Annotated in this window: 13 protein-coding genes; 6 read left to right on the top strand and 7 right to left on the bottom strand. The window is 73.1% G+C overall.

The window, feature by feature from the left end:
- Positions 1–81 precede the first annotated feature (81 nt).
- The 7 genes from C1A33_RS29980 to C1A33_RS29945 all read right to left on the bottom strand — a co-directional run bounded on the left by C1A33_RS29980 (position 82) and on the right by C1A33_RS29945 (position 9,825).
- Positions 82–2,349, bottom strand: coding sequence for a serine/threonine-protein kinase (locus C1A33_RS29980; RefSeq protein ID WP_101835460.1), 2,268 nt, complete (start codon positions 2,347–2,349; stop codon positions 82–84).
- Positions 2,340–3,728 (bottom strand): hypothetical protein, encoded by a 1,389-nt coding sequence (locus C1A33_RS29975; protein WP_101835458.1) that lies wholly within the window; start codon positions 3,726–3,728, stop codon positions 2,340–2,342. Before C1A33_RS29975 ends, C1A33_RS29980 begins: the two co-directional genes overlap by 10 nt.
- A gap of 28 nt (positions 3,729–3,756) precedes the next feature.
- Positions 3,757–5,469, bottom strand: a complete 1,713-nt coding sequence (locus C1A33_RS37160; RefSeq protein ID WP_243408076.1) for a transporter substrate-binding domain-containing protein — start codon at positions 5,467–5,469, stop codon at positions 3,757–3,759.
- Positions 5,466–6,836: a hypothetical protein gene (locus C1A33_RS29960; RefSeq protein ID WP_243408075.1), complete on the bottom strand. Its 1,371-nt coding sequence runs from the start codon at positions 6,834–6,836 to the stop codon at positions 5,466–5,468. The genes C1A33_RS37160 and C1A33_RS29960 overlap by 4 nt, the downstream gene beginning before the upstream one ends.
- Positions 6,837–7,211: 375 nt before the next feature.
- The gene (locus C1A33_RS29955; RefSeq protein ID WP_207770569.1) at positions 7,212–7,670 is read right to left on the bottom strand and encodes a hypothetical protein; all 459 of its coding nucleotides are present in this window, start codon (positions 7,668–7,670) and stop codon (positions 7,212–7,214) included.
- Between the two features lie 37 nt (positions 7,671–7,707).
- Positions 7,708–8,370 carry an LLM class flavin-dependent oxidoreductase gene (locus C1A33_RS29950; RefSeq protein ID WP_101835470.1) on the bottom strand — a complete coding sequence of 221 codons (663 nt, stop codon included), beginning with the start codon at positions 8,368–8,370 and terminating at the stop codon, positions 7,708–7,710.
- A 195-nt stretch (positions 8,371–8,565) separates the two neighbouring features.
- The gene (locus tag C1A33_RS29945; RefSeq protein ID WP_101835456.1) at positions 8,566–9,825 is read right to left on the bottom strand and encodes a cytochrome P450; all 1,260 of its coding nucleotides are present in this window, start codon (positions 9,823–9,825) and stop codon (positions 8,566–8,568) included.
- Positions 9,826–10,043: 218 nt separating this feature from the next.
- Between C1A33_RS29945 and C1A33_RS29940 the strand changes: the two genes are divergently transcribed.
- The 6 genes from C1A33_RS29940 to C1A33_RS29915 all read left to right on the top strand — a co-directional run bounded on the left by C1A33_RS29940 (position 10,044) and on the right by C1A33_RS29915 (position 16,971).
- A complete protein-coding gene (locus C1A33_RS29940) occupies positions 10,044–11,618 on the top strand; it encodes an MFS transporter (protein WP_165818649.1) in 1,575 nt (524 codons plus the stop codon).
- Between the two features lie 82 nt (positions 11,619–11,700).
- Positions 11,701–12,660, top strand: coding sequence for a LysR family transcriptional regulator (locus C1A33_RS29935; protein ID WP_101835452.1), 960 nt, complete (start codon positions 11,701–11,703; stop codon positions 12,658–12,660).
- A 230-nt stretch (positions 12,661–12,890) separates the two neighbouring features.
- Positions 12,891–13,727 (top strand): MBL fold metallo-hydrolase, encoded by an 837-nt coding sequence (locus C1A33_RS29930; RefSeq protein ID WP_101835450.1) that lies wholly within the window; start codon positions 12,891–12,893, stop codon positions 13,725–13,727.
- Entirely contained in the window at positions 13,724–15,094 is a 1,371-nt protein-coding gene (locus C1A33_RS29925; protein ID WP_243408074.1) for an ABC transporter substrate-binding protein, read from the top strand. Before C1A33_RS29930 ends, C1A33_RS29925 begins: the two co-directional genes overlap by 4 nt.
- Before the next feature lie 4 nt (positions 15,095–15,098).
- Complete coding sequence (locus C1A33_RS29920) at positions 15,099–16,031, top strand: carbohydrate ABC transporter permease (RefSeq protein ID WP_101835448.1); 933 nt, start codon at positions 15,099–15,101, stop codon at positions 16,029–16,031.
- Complete coding sequence (locus C1A33_RS29915; RefSeq protein WP_243408073.1) at positions 16,018–16,971, top strand: carbohydrate ABC transporter permease; 954 nt, start codon at positions 16,018–16,020, stop codon at positions 16,969–16,971. Before C1A33_RS29920 ends, C1A33_RS29915 begins: the two co-directional genes overlap by 14 nt.
- Position 16,972: the final 1 nt, after the last annotated feature.

Below are 16,972 nucleotides of genomic sequence, written 5' to 3'. Positions count from 1 at the left end.
CGGGAGTCTCGTGTGAGCCGTGTGAGCCGTGCGAGCCGGGGGAGGTGGGCTCGGGCGATGTGGGCTCCGGGGAGGCGGGCGTCAACGGAAGGTCCAGGGTCGGATCTGGTTCGCCTGGTCGACGAGGCGGTGGCGCTCGGTGTCGGTGGCGGCCTGCCGGGCCATCCGGCGGTAGACCTCCTCGAGACCGAGCCGCAGGTCGGCGTCCCGCAACGGGCGGCCGGCGACGTGGACGTCGTCGCCGGGACGCAGCGGGCCGCGCGGCTCCAGCAGGTCCAGCGCGGCGGTGAGCAGGTCGCGGGTGAGCGCGGGCCGTGATGGCGCCTGTGTGGGCAGCGCGTCGAGCACGCCCGCGGCCGCCGCGACGTCGTCCCGGGATGGCGTGCCGGCCGCGGTGCGGGTGCCGAGCAGTCGGGCCAGCGCTGCCTGGGCCTGCTCGTACGCGGGGGATGCCGGGGTCACCCGGCGGTAGGCCGCGGCCGCGCCGGCGCGGTCACCGGCCGCCGCCCGCAGCCGGGCGAGGCCGAACGCCGCGCTGGTGATCGTGTCGTCGGTGCTGGCGACGACGGTGTGGAGCCGCTCGGCGAGGGCCGGGTCGCCGGCGTCCTCGGCCGCGTAGGCCAGCGCCAGCTTGGGCGCGAGCTCGCCCGGGGCCTGCCCGTACACCTGGTCGAAGAGGTCACGGGCGGCGCCCGCGTCCCCCTGGGCCAGGCTGATCAGACCCCTGTAGTAGGCGGCGCGCCACTCCCACGGGTCCTCGGCCTCCACCGCGTCCAGCAGCTCCCGTGCCCGCGCGAAGCGGCCGGCTTCCAGCTGCGCGCGGGCGAGGCGCAGCCGCACCTCCACTCCCTCGACGCCCGCCGCGGCGAGCAGCGACTCCAGCTCGTCCGGGTCGACGGCGGGCAGCCGGGCCAGCGCGCCCGCCGCCGGGTCGGCGTCGTTGACGAGCAACCCGGGCAGCACCACCCACGGCGGGCCGGCCGGCGCACCGTCGGGTGAGCGCCCGGTCGGATGGGCGTCGGCGGTGAAACGCCGGCTCGTCCACCGCGACGGTTTGCCGGTCACGTCCGCCGCGACCTCCCGCAGCACCCCCTCCAGCTCGTCGTGCATCTCCTCGGCGGAGGCGAACCGCTCGTCCGGGTCGCGGGCGGTGGCCCTGACCAGGAACCGGTACAGCGAGTCGTACCGGGAGAGCACCGGATGGTCGGCGGGCGGCGGGATGGAGTATCGGTAGGTGGTGGTGTTGCCCCGGAAGTTCAGCAGCAGGGCGGCGAGCGTGCGCCCAACCGTGTACAGGTCGGAGGCGATGGACGGCCCGGCGCCGCCGGCCTCGACGATCTCGGGGGCGGCGTAGCCCGGGGTGTGGTAGCTCGCCCCGCCCTGCTGGTCCAGGTGGCGGACGGCGCCGAGGTCGATCAGCCGGACGGTGTCCCGGCCGAGCATCATGTTGTCCGGCTTGAGGTCGCAGAAGACCAGGCCGGTGCGGTGCAGGTAGGTGAACGCCGGCAGGATGGCGAGGATGTAGGAGATCGCCAGCTGGGCTGGCAGCGGGTCGGTGCGCCCGGCGGCGGCCCGGCGTTCCTTCAGCACGTCGCGCAGGGACGTGCCGCCGACGTGTTCCATCACGATGTAGCCGGTGCCGCCGTCCTCGACGAACGTGAAGATCTTGACGATCGCCGGGTGGTCGACCGTGGCCAGGAAGCGCCGCTCGGCGATGGCGGCGGCGCGGGCATCCGGGTCACCCTCGTCGAGCAGGCCCTTGAGCACCACCCAGAAGTCGTCGGCGACCGAGCGGTCCCGGGCCAGGTAGATCCAGCCCTGGCCGCCGTGGGCGAGCGCGCCGGCGATCTCGTAGCCGCCGAGGGTGTCGCCCGCCTTCAGCGCCGGTACGAACGAGAACGGCGCCTGGCACTCGCCGCAGAACCCGACCGTGCGGCCCGGTCGGCCGCCTCTGGCCCGGCCGACCTGGTGGCCGTTCGGGCAGAACCGCCGCGACTCCGGCACGCTGGGCGAGGTCAGCAGCCGCGACGACGGGTCGGGCACGGCGATCTCGGGGATCTCGACGAGCCCGCCGCCGAGCCCGCGCCGCCGCCCCGAGCCCGTCCCCGACCGGCGCGACCTGCCCGACCGCGACGACCCGCCGCTCGGCCCGCTACCGGCCGGCGACGCTGATCCGCTTCCGGCCGACCCGCCACTGGCCGACCCGCCACCCGCTGATCCGCCACCCGCTGATCCGCCCCCGGCCGGGGCGCTGGCGTCGGGAGTGCTGTGGGCCAGGCCCGTCTCGGTGCAGTAGCCGTCCTCGATGACGCCCGGGCAGCCCGGCTCCGGGCAGGCGATCACTGGCATGGCGCGCCCCCTCGTCCCTCATCCATCCGATGGCCCCACGTGCGACCGGCCGCCGGCGGGGACGCCTTCCGGTCGCGGTCGAGCGCCGCCGCGTAGACGGTGACCTGGGCGCTCGCCGCCGCCAGGTCCGTTGGCGCGGTGTACAGCAGGTCGTGGGCCGAGGCGTACATGATCTCGAGCGCGGGGTCCTCCGCGAGACCGGAGGCGACGGCCTTCTGCCGCAACGCGCCCAGCAGACCGCGCAGTTCGCCCCGGCGGCGCAGCGGCAGTGCGTTCGCGTCGGCGACCTGGCGGGCGTGCGCCCGCGTCCGCTCGGCGACGGCGGTCCAGGCTGCCAGGCCGCGGGCGGCGGCCAGGCGACGCTCCGGTGGTCCCGCGGCCAGCCCGCGCAGCCGGTCCAGCCAGGGCCGCAGGCCGCGGCCGGGATCATCGAGCCAGCCGTCGGGCAGCCCCAGCAGGTCCCCGTCCGCCAGGCGGATGCGTCCGGTGGCTTCCTGGGCCGACCACTCGCCCGCCGTCGCGGTGTCCACGATCTCCTCGAGCAGCATGCCGGCGTCGCGCAGCCCGGTATCGAGGGCGTCATAGGCCAGCGCCAGCGCATCCACGGCTGCGGCAGCGTGCGCGACGGCCTCGCCGGCCCGGGTCGCCTGCCCGGGCGGGGCCCCGAGCGGGTCCCTCGCCGCTGCCTCCATCACCGCGGCCAGCGCCGCTTCGGCCGCGCCGAGCTCCGCGAGCGCTGTGGCGCCGATCCGGGCCGCCTCGGCGGACACCCGTGCTACCTCCTGATGCACCCCGGTCAGGTCGGAGAGCAGACCGTCCTGTGCGGCCTGCACCGCGTCGAAGTCGGCCCGGACCCGTCCGACGGTCTTCGATATGTCCGCGAGCAGCCGCTCCGGCACGGCCACCTGCGCCGCGCCGGGCGCCCACCCCCCTCCGGCCGATGGTGCTGCTCCGGCTGACGGTGCTGGTCCGGCTGACGGCCCCGCTGCGGCTGACGGTGCTGCTGTGGGGGCCGGGCCCGGGTCGGTAGCCGACGGGTCGCCGGTTTCGGGGTGGGGTGGCCGCGGCCGGGCCGCCGTCGCGGCGGCGCGGAGCAGGATCGTTGCCCGCTCGCGTCGCCGGGCGGACCGTCCGCCCGGCAGCGCGTCGACGGTGGCGATCAGGTCGGACAGTTCCAGGTAGCGCTCGAACAGCCAGGCCAGTCGATCGAGCGCGACGACCGCGCGTGCGGCGGTCATCCCGGTGCACCGGTCCGGCGGGTCCAGCAGCGCCCGGCCCTGATGGCCGTCGAGTGCGAAGAGGTCCACCGCGAGTTGCGACGTCACCTCCCGCAGGCGCTCGATGGCCACATCCACCGCGGACAGTCCGCCGGCGATCATCGTGCTCGTCCCGTCGACACCGGCATGATCAGTCGCGGTACCGGGCCGCGGGCGGGGCCGGGACGTCGCCGAGCGTTCCGAGCCAGCGGTGGTAGATCGCCGCCCAGGTACCGTCCGCCTCGAGACCGGCGAGCACCCCGTTGACGAACCGGGTGAGCTCGGGATGGGTGAGGCTGACGGCGATCGCGTCCGGTTCCTCCTCCAGAGAACGGCCGATGATCCGTAGGTGTGGGTCCTGCGCCGCCATGCCGGCCAGGATCGAGTCGTCGGTGCTCACCGCGTCGACCCGGCCCTGCTGCAGCGCGACCAGGCAGTCGGTGTCGTTCGGTGCCGAGAAGGGGAGGGGCCGCGGCTTGCCCTGGGGGCGCGACTCGCTGTGGGCGATACGCTGCAACGACGTCGTCCCGGCCGCCGCGCACACCTTCTTTCCACCGAGATCGGCCAGTTCCCGGTAGCCGGACCCCTCCTGCACGAGCAGCCGCTGCTGGGCCCGGTAGTAGACGGCGGAGAAGTCGACCTGGGTCCGGCGTTGGCAGTTCACCGTCATCGTCGCGACCACCAGGTCGACGTCGTTGCCGCGGACGACCCCGACGCGCTCGTTCAGGGTGACGGTGCGCAGCCGGACGTGACCGTCGGAGCCGAACAGGGCCCGGCCGATCGCTTCCGCGAGGTCGACGTCGAACCCCTCCGCCTGCCCGGTCCGCGGGTTGATCGATCCGAACGGTGGTGCGTCCCCCAGGACGCCGACCCGCAGGTAGCCGCGACGGACGATCGCGGCCATGAACGAGCCCGCCGGCATCGCCCCGGGCGCGGGCAGAGAGGCCGGCGGGCGCCAGCTCGCCTCGGGGTCGACACAGCCGGGCACGGAGGCGGCCGAGGTGACCGCCGGGACCGGGGTGGTCGCGAGCGGGGCCAGCGGGCGGGCGGCGGCCGGCGGCCGGCTCGACACCGTCGCACATCCGCCGACCAGCGCCAGGCCGGCGGCGAGGACGCCCGCGCCGAGCAGGCGGGACTGGAGGTCGCGCATCGTCAGCTCCGGTAGCGAGGAAGTGGGGGGGGCGGGGGCCGGGCCGAGCGCGTGGTCCAGGCCGTGCGCGGCGTAGAGCCGTGCCCAGGTGCCGTCGGCGGCGAGCCGCTCCAGCACGCCGTTGACGAACACCGTCAGCTCCGGATGCGCCTTGCTGACCGCGATCGCCGTGGGCACGTCGAGGGTGCTCGGGCCGGCGATCCTCGTCTCCGGGTCCTGCGCCGCCATGCCGGCGAGCACCGTGTTGTCGTTGACGACGCCCTCCACCAGACCCCGCTGCAGCGCGACGAGGCAGTCGGTGACGTTCGCGACCGGGTAGGGGACGGGATGCGTGGGTGTGTCGACGATCCGCTGCAACGATGTGGTGCCGCTGGCCGCGCAGGCCTTCCGGCCGCTGAGGTCCGCCAGCTCCCGGTACGGCGACGAGCCCAGCACCAGCACGTTCTTGGACGCCTGGAAGTACACCGCGGAGAAGTCCACCTGGGCTCGGCACGCACAGGTGACCGTGATCGTCGCCGCCGAGAGGTCGACCTCGCCCTGCTGGACCACGTTGATCCGTTCGGCCGGCGTCACCGCCCGGAACCGGACATGGCCGTCCGCGCCGAACAGGGCCCGGCCGACCTCCTTCGCCAGGTCGATCTTGAAGCCCGTGAGCGCGACCAGGATCGCCGCCGCGACCTGCACGCCGGCGGACGGCACCCAGCGGCCCGTCATCGGAACTCGCTGATTCTTGGCTGGAAGCCGGCCAGGACGCCCACCGCGGCCAGCGCCAGCGCCAGGCTCACCACGATCCCGAGCCCGGTCAGCGCGTCAGCCGCGGAGCTGACCGAGGTGTCGAAGCGGCGCTGGCTCGTCGTCAACGCGGTGTCGGCGGCGTCGTCGAAGCGGCGGAACGTCGTCGTCCCGTCCCCGAGGGCCAGCTGGACGGCCCGCTGGAAGCCGCCGACCGCGGATGCCTCGGACCGCGTGCTCACCGCGCTCGCCTGGTAGGCGCGCCAGTACCGCTCCAGTGGGGTGCGGGTGGCGCTGTCGGGGCCGCCGAGCCGCCCGGCGGTCGGCAGCACGCCGGCGGGGTCACGGACGCCGGAGGCGTTGAAGCCCAGCCGCGCGGTCGCCGCGTCGGCGTCGGCGTCCAGGTCCGCGCCGTCGCCGTGGGCGATCAGGGAGAGGCTGGCGTCGCCCCAGGCGCGCAGGGCCAGCACCCGGGCCTGCGCGACGACCGTCATCGGGACGAAGCCGTTGTCGCGCGCGTCGACGAGCCGCGAGCGCTGTGCCGAAAGGTCCGCCAGGGTCAGGCCGAGGACGATCGCGGTCAGCGCCGTCGCCGCCGCCAGCCAGACGCTCAGGTACCGGTGCGTGCGACGGGCGAGCGACACCTGCGCGGCCACCAGAGCACCGAGCGCGAGCGCGCCTGTCACCGCGACCAGCGCCGGCTGCCACCAGCGGGTCGCGTCCTGGTAGCCGCCGTCGACCCGCCCCGCCTCGGCCGCCGCAAGCCGGTCGGCCGCCGGCAGGATCGAGGTCTGCATGAGGTTCGACGCCTGCCGCAGGTAGGCGCCACCCACCGCCAAGCCGAGCCGGTTGTTCGCCCGAGCCTGCCCGACCAGCCCGGTGTAGACGGGGATCTGGCTGGTCAGCACGGTCAGCGACGGCTGGGTCGAAGTCGGCACCCCCGCCCTCGACAGCGCCAGGATCTGCGCCGACGCCGCCGCGATGCCCTGCTCGTAGGCCTCGCGCTGGGCGGCCGGCTCGACACCGCCGGCCAGGAACGCGCCGGCCGCACTGGCGTCGGCCTCCGACAGGTCGGCGTGGATCCGCTGCGCCGCCACGAACGCCGGACCGGATGTGCCCCGGACCCCGGCCACCGCGTGCTGCCGGGAGACGACTGAGACGAACGCCGCGAGCCACAGCAGCACGATCGCCGCCACCAGCCCGACCGTGACCAGCCGCAGCCGCCCCGGTGGGGTCGCCGCCCGCCGGCGCGTGGTGTCGATCAGTCCTCGCGCCCACCGCCGCAGCACCGGCGGCCGCGCCGAGCCACCACCGGGCGCGGTCGAGGGTGACGCCGACCCTGGTGGCACCGCCAACCCTGAGTGGGCCGCCTTCCCTGCTGGCGAAACCATTCCTGCTGGCGACACCGTCCATGACGGTGACGCCGTCCCCGAAGCCACGACTGTGAGCGTAGGGCGACAGAGCCGTGCCAACCAGTGCCAGTCAGCCTCCCGACCATGCCTGGCCGGTGGGCGCCCGGGCGTGGTTGGGAGCGGCCCACCCGTCTGTCCTCGCGCCATTGGCGGTCACGGCACCGATCGCGGCCGCGTTGCCGAACAGGGCGGACCCCGACCTGTTCGCCTGGAACGGTGCCAACGGCCGCCCGCACGCGGCAGGGTGGCCGTCACCGCGTGGGTGACAGCCGCCCGTCGTCGCGGGGCTGATCCGGTGCGTCGCGTGGACGGTCAGAGCGCCGGCAGGTCGACCGAGCCGTCGATGATCTCGTGCGTGCCGAGGTCGACCGCGTGCACGCTCATGACCTGGTCGACGCCCAGGTCGGCGGTCTTGCTCATGGCCCGCACCCCGGCCGCGTCGGCCGTCACGGTCTGCTGGAAGAAGGTGACGCCGTTGTCGGCGAAGGCCACCGACCAGACGTGACCGGCCGGCGTGCCGATCTCGAACTCCTCGCCCACGACCAGGCCGGGGCCGTCGTCGTCGTGCTGCGACTTGAGCGTCCACGGGCTGCCGAGCGAGCCGACGCCGCTGGTCGAGACCGCCGGCCCGAGCCGCCGCCCGCCGCCGTGCCCGCCGTCGCCGCCGCCCCCGGGACCACCCGACGCCAGCGCCGCCGGCGCCGACAGCAGGCTCAGCCCCACCGCGACCGACGCGGTAAGCATGGTGATCGAAAGTGCCTTCCGTTGCATGGCCATCTCCGTTCCGGAGTGGATCCCGACCCCACCATCACGGTGAGATCGGGCCGACATCAGGAGATAGCGGTTGGGGTTTCGCCTGTTCGAGGCCCTCCTCGTGGGTCTCGCCGACGAACACGTAGGCGCAGTAGGCGAGGCGGTCGGCGACGGGGCCGGGGCGGCCGAGCTCCGCGGCGGTGCGGCGGTAGCGGTCGAAGATGGACCGGCAGGCCTCCTTCCCGTTGATGATCGTTGCCATGACATAGTCGCGGGCGGCGAGCTCCGGCGCCGACGACGCGCTCAGCGTCGTCACCCAGATCGGGGGATGCGGCTGCTGGTAGGGACGCGGCCACACGTTGACCTGGCGATGGTGGAAGTACTCGCCCTCCCAGCTGAACGGCCCGTCGTGCGACGTCCACGCCTTCGTGATCAGGTCTATGGCCTCCCAGAACCGGCCTCGCTGCTGGGTCGGGTTGGTGTTGGTGGCGTGGATCTCGGTGGGTGTGCCGCGGACGAACCCGGCCTGCAGGCGCCCCAGCGAGAGCACGTCGACGAGGGCGAGCTCCTCGGCGACGCGGACCGGGTCGGGCCGGTTGCCGACCGGGTTGCCCAGCGCCAGCAACCGGGCCCGGCTGGTCTCCCGGGCGAGGATGGCCAGGTGCAGCGGGACGGCCGAGTTCAGGCAGGACGCGGTGGCGTGGTGCTCGTTGAGCATCGGCGCGATCACCACTGGTGTCGACGTCGACCCGGCGGCCGTGTACCGGGCGGCCTTCCCGTCGGTGGGAAGCGTGTGCGGGGGACAGCGGCCCCGTGTCGCGAACTCCGCGTGTCGTGTCCGTTCTGTCACTCTGTTCTCGACACGGGCCGCTGTGAAGCTGCCACGGTCGGCGGCGACAGCGAGCCTGGTCCCTCAGGCGGCCACGAGGTGGAGGGGGAGGGTGGCGAGGCCGCGGATGACGCTCTGGTTGCGGTAGGTCGGCTCCCCGGGGGGCAGGGTGAGGTCCCGGGTGCGGACGAGGAGCAGCCGGAAGATGATCTCCGTCTCCATGCGGGCCAGGGGGGCGCCGAGACAGTAGTGGATGCCCAGGCCGAAGGTGTGGTGGCGGGCCGCAGGGGTGACGCCCGCGTAGCGGGTGACGAGGAAGCGGTCCGGGTCGTCGAAGACGTCCGGGTCGCGGTTCGCCGAGCCGGTGACGACGAGCACGCCGTCGCCCCGGCGCAACGGCCGGCCGTCGAGTTCGGTGTCCGCCAGGACCGTGCGCGGGATGAACTGGACCGGTGGGTCGTGGCGCAACATCTCCTCGATCGCGGCGGGGACGAGGCTCGGGTCGGAGCGCAGCAGCGCTGCCTGCTCGGGATGCAGGGCGAGGGCGCGAATCCCGCCGCTGATGAGATTGACGGTCGTCTCCAGACCCGCGACCAGCAGCACGGCGCACAGGGCGAGGACCTCGGTGCCGGTCAGCGCGTCCTGTTCGAGGTGCACCGAGACGAGCCGGCTCACCAGGTCGTCGCCCGGCCTCGCCCGCAGCCGGGCGATGAGCTCGCGGAAGTAGTCGTCGAGCTCCCGGGCCGCCCGGCGACGGGCGGCGATCTCCTCGGGCGTCTGGAGGAAGTCCGGATCGACGCCCCGGATCAGCGTTTCCGCCCAGTCGCAGAAGATCTGCTCGTCCACGGCGGGTACGCCGAGCAGTCGGCAGATCATCCGCAGCGGCACCGGTCGGGCGAGCGCCGCGACGGCGTCGACGTCACCGGCCGCGAGCGCCGCGTCGAGCAGGTCGTTCACGTAGACGGTGAGGTCGGGGGCGAGGCCGGCCAGGGCGGCGGGGGTGAACGCCCTGCTGACCAGCCGGCGCAGGCGGGTGTGGTCCGGCGGGTCGGTCCGCAGGAGCGATTCGAGGCCGTCATCCGCGTCGCCGTCCGGGCGGAACGGGCTGATCCGGTCCTTGTAGCCGTGGCCGAACGCGGGATCGGACAGCACGGTGCCGGCGTCGCCGTGCCGGGTGACCAGCGTGATCCGGTGGCCGCCCAGGTCGGTTCCGGGGAGCGGATCTTCTGCGCGGATGGCGCGGTAGGCCGGATACGGATCATTCTCCCGGGCTGCGGCGAAGGCCGCCAGCACGGGCGAGCCCGCATCGCCGGCCGCGTGCGGGGCGGAGGCTGTGGTGGACATTCGCAACTCCTCGGCTGGGAGTCCGCGTGGGCGGTGTTCCACGAGTAACGCGGTAATACTCCGCCGCGCGCGTCGCATACATCCAGCCGATCGACCGATCGACCGATCGGCAATCGGGCGATTGGCCGTGACACGCGACTCGCGTACCGGGAATGACGCGATCGATCCAGTGGGATCCGGGGGTCGTGGTTCGGCGTTCCGGTCGCAGGATGGGTGATGTGTCCGCGACGACGACATCACAGACCGAGCGCACCGCGCGCCCGGACGCGCTGTCCCCCGGCCGGGCGATGCTGCCGGTGGTGCTGTGCGGCACCGCGATGGTGGTGCTGGACATCTTCATCGTGAACGCGGCGATCCCGGAGATCGAACGGGATTTCCACACCTCGGCGAGCGGTCTCGAATGGCTGGTGACCAGCTACAACCTGGCGTTCGCGGCGGGAATGGCCACCAGCGGCCGGCTGGGGGACTGCTATGGGCGCCGCCGGGTGTTCGCCTGGGGGCTGGTGTTGTTCGTCGTGATGTCGCTGCTGTGCGGGCTCGCCAACGACACGCCGACCCTCGTCGCCGCCCGGACCGGCCAGGGGCTGGCCGCGGCGGCGCTGGTCCCGCAGGTTACGGCGATCATCAACCTCTCCTACAGCGGCGCCGCCCGGGCCCGCGCCTACACTGCCTACGCGCTGACCCTCGGCGGCGCGGCGGTCAGCGGCCAGGTCGTCGGCGGTGCGCTGATCGCCGCCGATCCCGCCGGCCTCGGCTGGCGCAGTTGCTTCCTCGTCAACGTGCCAATCGGCGCGGCCGCGCTGCTGCTCACCTGGCAGCACGTGCCGCCGGGCCGGATGGGCGGCACGGCGCCCCGCCTCGACCTCGTCGGCGCCGTGCTGGTCACGGCGGCCCTCGTCGCCGTCGTCCTCCCGCTGGTCGAGGGGCCCAACCAGGGCTGGCCTGGCTGGATCTGGGGCTGCGCCGCCGCCGCGGTGGTGCTGATCGCGGTCCTCGTGCCGGTGCAGCGGCGGACGGCGGCCCGCGGCGACGACCCGATCCTGCCGGCCGCGCTGTTCGCCGGGCGGGGCTTCAGCGTCGGGCTGGTCAACATCGTCCTGTTCTTCGCCGGCGTCGCGTCCTGGTTCTTCGTGCTCGCGCTGTATCTGCAGGACGGGCGTCACCTGAGCCCACTGGGGGCCGGGCTCGTCTTCAGCGCGCTCGGCGGTGGATTCCTGCTCAGCTCGCTGCGGGCGGCCCGGGTGTGGGAGCGCCTCGGGCGGCAGGGGCTCGCGCTGGGGGCGGGTCTGCGCGCGCTGGGGCTGGTCGCGCTGTGGGTGGTGGTCGGCGTGCAGGGAACCGGCGGTCAGATCGTCTGGATCGCGCTGCCGCTGGCGGTGGACGGGCTGGGCCAGGGCCTCGTGAACAGCCCGCTGATCGCATCCGTGCTGCTCGGACTGCGTCCGGAGGTCGCCGGCGCCGGGTCCGGGCTGGTGGCGTCGGCGCAGCAGGTGGGCAATTCGCTCGGGGTAGCGGGCGTCGGCGCGGTTTACTTCGCGGTCTGGCATGACACCGATTCGGTCGCCGCGGCCTTCCGGGTGAGCCTGCTCGTTCTCGCCGCTCTGAGCGTGGTCGTCGTCGGACTCGTCCAGCTCCTTCCCAATCCGCCAGGCCGGGAAAGCGGCGGTCGCGGGACCACTACCAGGTCCGGGACCAGTAGCGGGACCGGGAAGCCGCCACGAGTCGCGTCCTCGTCGTTCTCCTCATCGCCCTCGCCGCGGCGAAATTCCGGCCCCGCCGGCGCCCCGGGCTGAGTGCGACAGGTGGCCAGCTCCGCTCCATGTCCGATTCATCTGCGGTTGTCCCGGCCTGCTTAGAGTCAGATCGGGAGGTGCGATGGACACCAAGCTGGAACTCAGACACCTGGTGTACTTCCTGGCGATCGCAGAGGAACGACATTTTGGGCGTGCCGCTGCCAAACTCTTCATCGGTCAACCGACACTGAGCCAACAGTTGCAGCGACTCGAACGTCAGCTCGGTGTGGAGCTTCTCGCCCGCACCTCTCACGACGTGCGGCTGACCCCCGCCGGCCAGGCATTTCGGATCGAGGCCGAGCAGGTGCTGGAGCATGCCCAGCGGGCGGTGGACACGGCGCGCGAGGCCGCCTCCGGTCGCGCGGGCAAGATCAGTATCGGCTTCAACTTCGCGGCCGGTCAGCAGGTCCTCCGCCCGACCCTGCGCCGGCTGAGCACGGACTATCCGGGGCTGGCGACGACGCTCTGGGAGGGCCTGAGCGGCGCCCAGCTGTCCGCGGTCTCCGAGGGCAAGATCGACGTCGCGCTTGTCTACGCCGGTATCCCGCCCAAACCGCTGCTCACCCAGCGGGTGTCCACCGCCTCGCTCGTCGCAATGGTCGCCCGGCACCACCCGTGGGCCGAGCGGGAGCAGATTGCCTTCCGCGAGCTGGCGAACCAGCCGGTCGTGCTCCTGCGCCGGGAACGCAGCCCCGCGATGTACGACGCGGTGTTCGCGGCGGCCGAGCGGTGCGGCATCCCGCTGACGGTCGCCGCGGAGGTGGAGGACAGCGGGGCCACCGCGGTGATGGTCGAGACGCTGCGGGCGGTCGGCTTCATCTCGGACGCGCGGCCCCGACGGCCCACCGAGGATCTGGTCGCGCTGCGGATCGTCAACCCCACTCCGCGGGTCGGTGTGCGGGCCGTGTGGCGGCCGGACTCGCAGCCCGGGGTCAGTGCCTTCCTCAACAGCCTGGCGGCGGCGGCGCCGTTCCCCTCCTCGCCGGACGAGAGAACGGCTCGTGTGCCCCGTCAGCCGAATGAGGAGGGCCGTAGCCGGTAGGCCGCCCGACCCGCATGGGTTGACCGGCGCCCGCCGATAGCACCGTCGTCGTATCACCGCGCGGCGGGCCCGTGGCCACCCGACGGCGGCCCGGTGAACAATCCGAAATCTGATTCGCGATCGACCCATCGCTGCTGCACGATTGAAGCCCGGTTTGCGTGCTGGGAACATTTCCCGGAGTCGGTCAGCCGACGTCGTCTGATATCTGATCCGGAGAAATGGGTGCACGCATGAGGCTAACGGTCTTGGGCTGCCGGCAGGGGATGCCGGCGGACGGTCAGCCCAGCTCCAGCTACCTCGTCGAGACGGGGTCGGCCCGGCTTCTGCTGGATTGCGGGCCGGGCGCCGCCACGGCGCTCAGCTCGGTAGCGCACCCGAGCGACCTCGATGCCATCATCATCAGTCATCTGCACGCAGATCACTGCTATGACCTGTTGACGGTGGGAAAGACACTGCTGTCCGGCCGGCTGCGCGACCCGAAACGCTTCCCCACCCTCCGGGACGCGGCGCGGCACGAATGGCCGCCCATCCCGCTGTACGTGCCGAAGGGTGGGCGGTCCAAGCTCGACACTCTCGCGTCAGTCTTCCCCGTGCCGCATTTCCCCGTGCTGGACCGGTCGTTCGACGTCGCGTTCGACGTCCACGAGTACGAGCCTGCCGACACGTTCACCGTCGGCGACAACGCGATCAGCATGCACCGGATGAACCACTCGCTGCTCAACTGCGGAACGCGCCTGGAGAGCCCGGAGGGATCGTTCGCCTTCACCGGCGACACGGCCTACACCCCCGACCTCGTCACGCTCGCCCGCGACGTCGACCTGTTCCTCTCCGAGGCCACCCTCGAGGAACCCGACGTGACCGCGCACGGCCACCTCTGCGCGGCCGAGGCCGGTGACGCCGCGGCCGCCGCCGAGGTCGGGCAGCTCGTGCTGACCCACTTCATCACCGCCGACGAGACCTGGCTGAAGGCGCGCAAGGCCGATGCCGAGCGCTCCTTCCGGGGACCGGTGCACCTCGCCGCCCCCGGCCGCACGTTCGACATCCGTCCCGGGGGAGGAACCCGTTGAGTACACCTGACCAGCCGACGCGCGCCGGGCGTCGACGACGGTCCCTGACCGCCGCCATCGTCCTGGTGCTGGCGACCGTCCTGGCCGCCGTCAGCGCCTGCGGGGACTCGAGCACCGGCGGATCGACCACCGCGGGGTCGACCTCCGCCGCCGATCAGAAGATCACCATCAGGTTCCTGTCGTACAACTACGGCACGCCGGACATCGGCGGCCAGGGGACGCAGGCCCTGATCGACGCGTTCGAGAAGGCACACCCGAACATCACCATCAAGCCGCAGGGCGTCGCCGTGGCCGACGTGCTGACCCGGCTGCAGACCGACACCGCGGCCGGCTCGCCGCCGGACGTGGCCCAGATCGGCTGGAGCAAGATGGCGGCCGCCTACGACCTGCTGCCGATCGTGCCCGTGCAGAGCATCCCGGCCAAGGCGGACTGGGACGCCGCCATGGCCGGTTTCAACCAGCGCCTGCTGTCCGCCGTCGCGGTGAACGGCCAGGTCAAGGCGATTCCCTACACCATCTCGATTCCGGTGATCTTCTACAACGCGGACCTGTTCCGCAAGGCCGGCCTCGACCCGACCAGGCCGCCGACGACGATCGACGAGGTCAAGGCCGACGCGCTCGCCATCAAGGACAAGGCGAGCGCGCAGGGCGCGTACTTCGCCGTCGTCGACTCCGGCAAGTCGGACTACCTGACCCAGTCCCTGATCGCCAGCAACGGCGGGCGCGAGGTCGGCGCCGACGGCCAGCCGGCCTTCGACCAGCCGCCGGCCGTGGCCGCGCTGACCGCGATGCAGGATCTGACCACCTCCGGCGCGCAACCGGCGATCACCGCCACGAACGCCGTCGCCGCCTTCTCCGCCGGCAAGCTCGGCATGCTGGTCGGCAGCACCGCCGTCGCCGTCAGCCTGGCGAAGGCGGCGAAGGGCAGGTTCGAGCTGCGCAGCACGGGCTTCCCGAGCTTCGGCGGCCGTCCCGCGGCGCCCACCTACTCCGGTGCCGGGCTCGCCGTGCTGGCCAAGGACGAGGCGCACCAGCAGGCCGCCTGGGAGTTCATCAGGTTCCTGACCTCCCCGGAGGGCTTCACGATCATCACGTCGAAGATCGGCTACCTGCCCCTGCGGCCGAGCCTCGCGACCGACCCGAAGTACCTCGCCACCTACTTCGCCACCAACAAGCTGCTGTCGCCGGCCCTGGCACAGCTCGATCACGTCAGCCCGTACCAGTCGTTCAGCGGCAAGCGGGCCAGCCAGGCCGTCGTCGCCCTGCAGGACGACGCGGTGGAGCCCATCGTGCTGCGCGGGGCCAAGCCGGCGTCGACCCTGTCGTCGGTGGCCGGCCAGGTGCGCGGCGTCCTCGCGCAGAAGTGACCGCATGACCGTTTCCACCCTGGAGGCGGGGGAGCGTGGCGCGGCCCACGCCCCCCCGGGCGCACGTGCCCGCGCCCGTCCCTGGCTCTACCTGAGTCCGCTGGTCGTCGCGCTGCTCGTGTGGGTGTACGGGCCGCTGGTGTTCACCGCGGTGCTGAGCTTCATGAGCTGGAACCTGACGGACACCCATCTCTCGTGGCTGGGAACGGCCAACTACGCCCGGCTCGTCGACGGCCGGGATTTTCCGCGCGCCGCGCGCAACACGCTCGTCTTCGCGGCCGTGTTGCTGCCGTTCGCCACGGTCGTGCCGATGTCGCTGGCCATCGCGCTGTGGAAGCGGCCCGGTCGGGTGAGCTCCGTCTACCGGGCGCTGCTGTTCCTGCCGGTCGTGCTGGCACCGGTGGCGATGGCGATCACCTGGCAGTTCCTGCTCGACCCGCTGTCCGGGCTGGTCAACGTGATCACCGGCCGGCTCGGCCTCGGCACCCACAACTGGCTTGGCGATCCGGCCACCGCGCTGTACGCGGTCGGGTTCATCACCGCGGCCAAGGTCGTAGCCCTCAACGTCCTGCTGTTCGGCGCGTCGCTGGCGAGCCTCGACCGCGGCCTGCTGGAGGCGGCGGCGCTGGACGGCGCCACCGAGTGGGAGATCACCCGGCATCTGGTGCTGCCGCACCTGCGGCGCACCATCGTCCTGCTGGGGATGCTCTCCCTGGTCGTGGTGTGGCCGTGGATCTTCGCCAACGTCGCCGTGCTGACCCAGGGCGGCCCGGACGGTGCCACCGACAACGTCTACTACCGACTGTTCACCTACGCGTTCACCTTCTTCGACGCGGGCACGGCGTCCGCCGCGGCCGTGTTCATCACCACCGCGCTCGCCGTCGTGCTCGGCATCGGCCTGCTGCTGACCGGACGGAGGCGCCGTGACTTCGCCTGATGCCGTGAGCCCGGTCGGCGTGAGCCTGGGCGGCGCGACGATCCCGCGGCAGAGCGGGGTCCTGGCGCCCACGGCGCCCGCCGGGACGTCGCCGGCCCGGCCGCGGCGCGCGGCGTCCCGGCGGGCGCGGCGGATCGCGGGGGCGGTCGGCCGGCACACGCTGCTGCTCGCGGCCGTGGCCGTGATGGTCCTGCCGGTGCTGTGGGCGCTGGCGGCGTCCTTCAAGACTCCCGGCGGCATCTTCGACGAGAACCCGCTGCCGATGTCGCCGACCCTGGAGAACTACCGGGTGGCCACCGGCGCGTTCCCTGTCTGGCGGCTGCTGCTCAACACGGCCGCGATGGCCGCCGGGGTCACGCTGCTGCAACTGCTCATCGCGGTGCCGGCGGCCTACGCGCTGGTCCGTTTCCCACCCCGGGCGCATCGGGTGCTGACGGCGCTCATCGTGATCACGCTGCTGGTCCCGCCGCAGTCCCTGATCATCCCGCTGTTCCTGATGATCTCGCACCTGGGCTGGCGCAACACCTATCCCGGACTGGTCCTGCCGCAGCTGTACGGGACGGGCCTGGCGGTCATCCTGTTGCGCGACCACGTCCGGGCGGTGCCACCGACCGTGCTGGGGGCGGCCGTCCTCGACGGCGCGCGGCCGGGGGAGGTGCTGCGCCTGGTGCTGCTCCCGCTGCTGCGGCCGGCGTTGGGCGCGGTCTCGATCCTGCTGTTCATCACCTCCTGGAACGAGTACCTGTGGCCGAGCCTGGCCGCGCCGGACATCGACCACGCCAGCATCCAGCCCGGCCTGGCCTTCTTCCTCACCCAGGAGGGCCCGGAGTACGGGCCGCTGCTGGCCGGCTCGATGCTCGCGACCCTGCCCATCGTCGCCGTGTACCTGGTCGCCTCCCGCCGCGTCACCGACGCCTTCATGCACTCCGGAATCAGATGAC

The sequence above is a fragment of the Frankia canadensis genome, assembly GCF_900197875.1.
Taxonomy (GTDB): Bacteria; Actinomycetota; Actinomycetes; order Frankiales; family Frankiaceae; genus Frankia; species Frankia canadensis.
The sequence above is the reverse complement of the archived record's forward strand: the minus strand, read 5'-3'. Positions and strand labels throughout refer to the sequence as shown.

Coding starts and splice junctions, on each gene's coding strand:
- C1A33_RS29980 (WP_101835460.1), bottom strand. CDS start 2,349: ATGCCAGTGATCGCCTGCCCGGAGCCGGGCTGCCCGGGCGTCATCGAG.
- C1A33_RS29975 (WP_101835458.1), bottom strand. CDS start 3,728: ATGATCGCCGGCGGACTGTCCGCGGTGGATGTGGCCATCGAGCGCCTG.
- C1A33_RS37160 (WP_243408076.1), bottom strand. CDS start 5,469: ATGACGGGCCGCTGGGTGCCGTCCGCCGGCGTGCAGGTCGCGGCGGCG.
- C1A33_RS29955 (WP_207770569.1), bottom strand. CDS start 7,670: ATGCAACGGAAGGCACTTTCGATCACCATGCTTACCGCGTCGGTCGCG.
- C1A33_RS29950 (WP_101835470.1), bottom strand. CDS start 8,370: ATGCTCAACGAGCACCACGCCACCGCGTCCTGCCTGAACTCGGCCGTC.
- C1A33_RS29945 (WP_101835456.1), bottom strand. CDS start 9,825: ATGTCCACCACAGCCTCCGCCCCGCACGCGGCCGGCGATGCGGGCTCG.
- C1A33_RS29935 (WP_101835452.1), top strand. CDS start 11,701: ATGGACACCAAGCTGGAACTCAGACACCTGGTGTACTTCCTGGCGATC.
- C1A33_RS29930 (WP_101835450.1), top strand. CDS start 12,891: ATGAGGCTAACGGTCTTGGGCTGCCGGCAGGGGATGCCGGCGGACGGT.
- C1A33_RS29920 (WP_101835448.1), top strand. CDS start 15,099: ATGACCGTTTCCACCCTGGAGGCGGGGGAGCGTGGCGCGGCCCACGCC.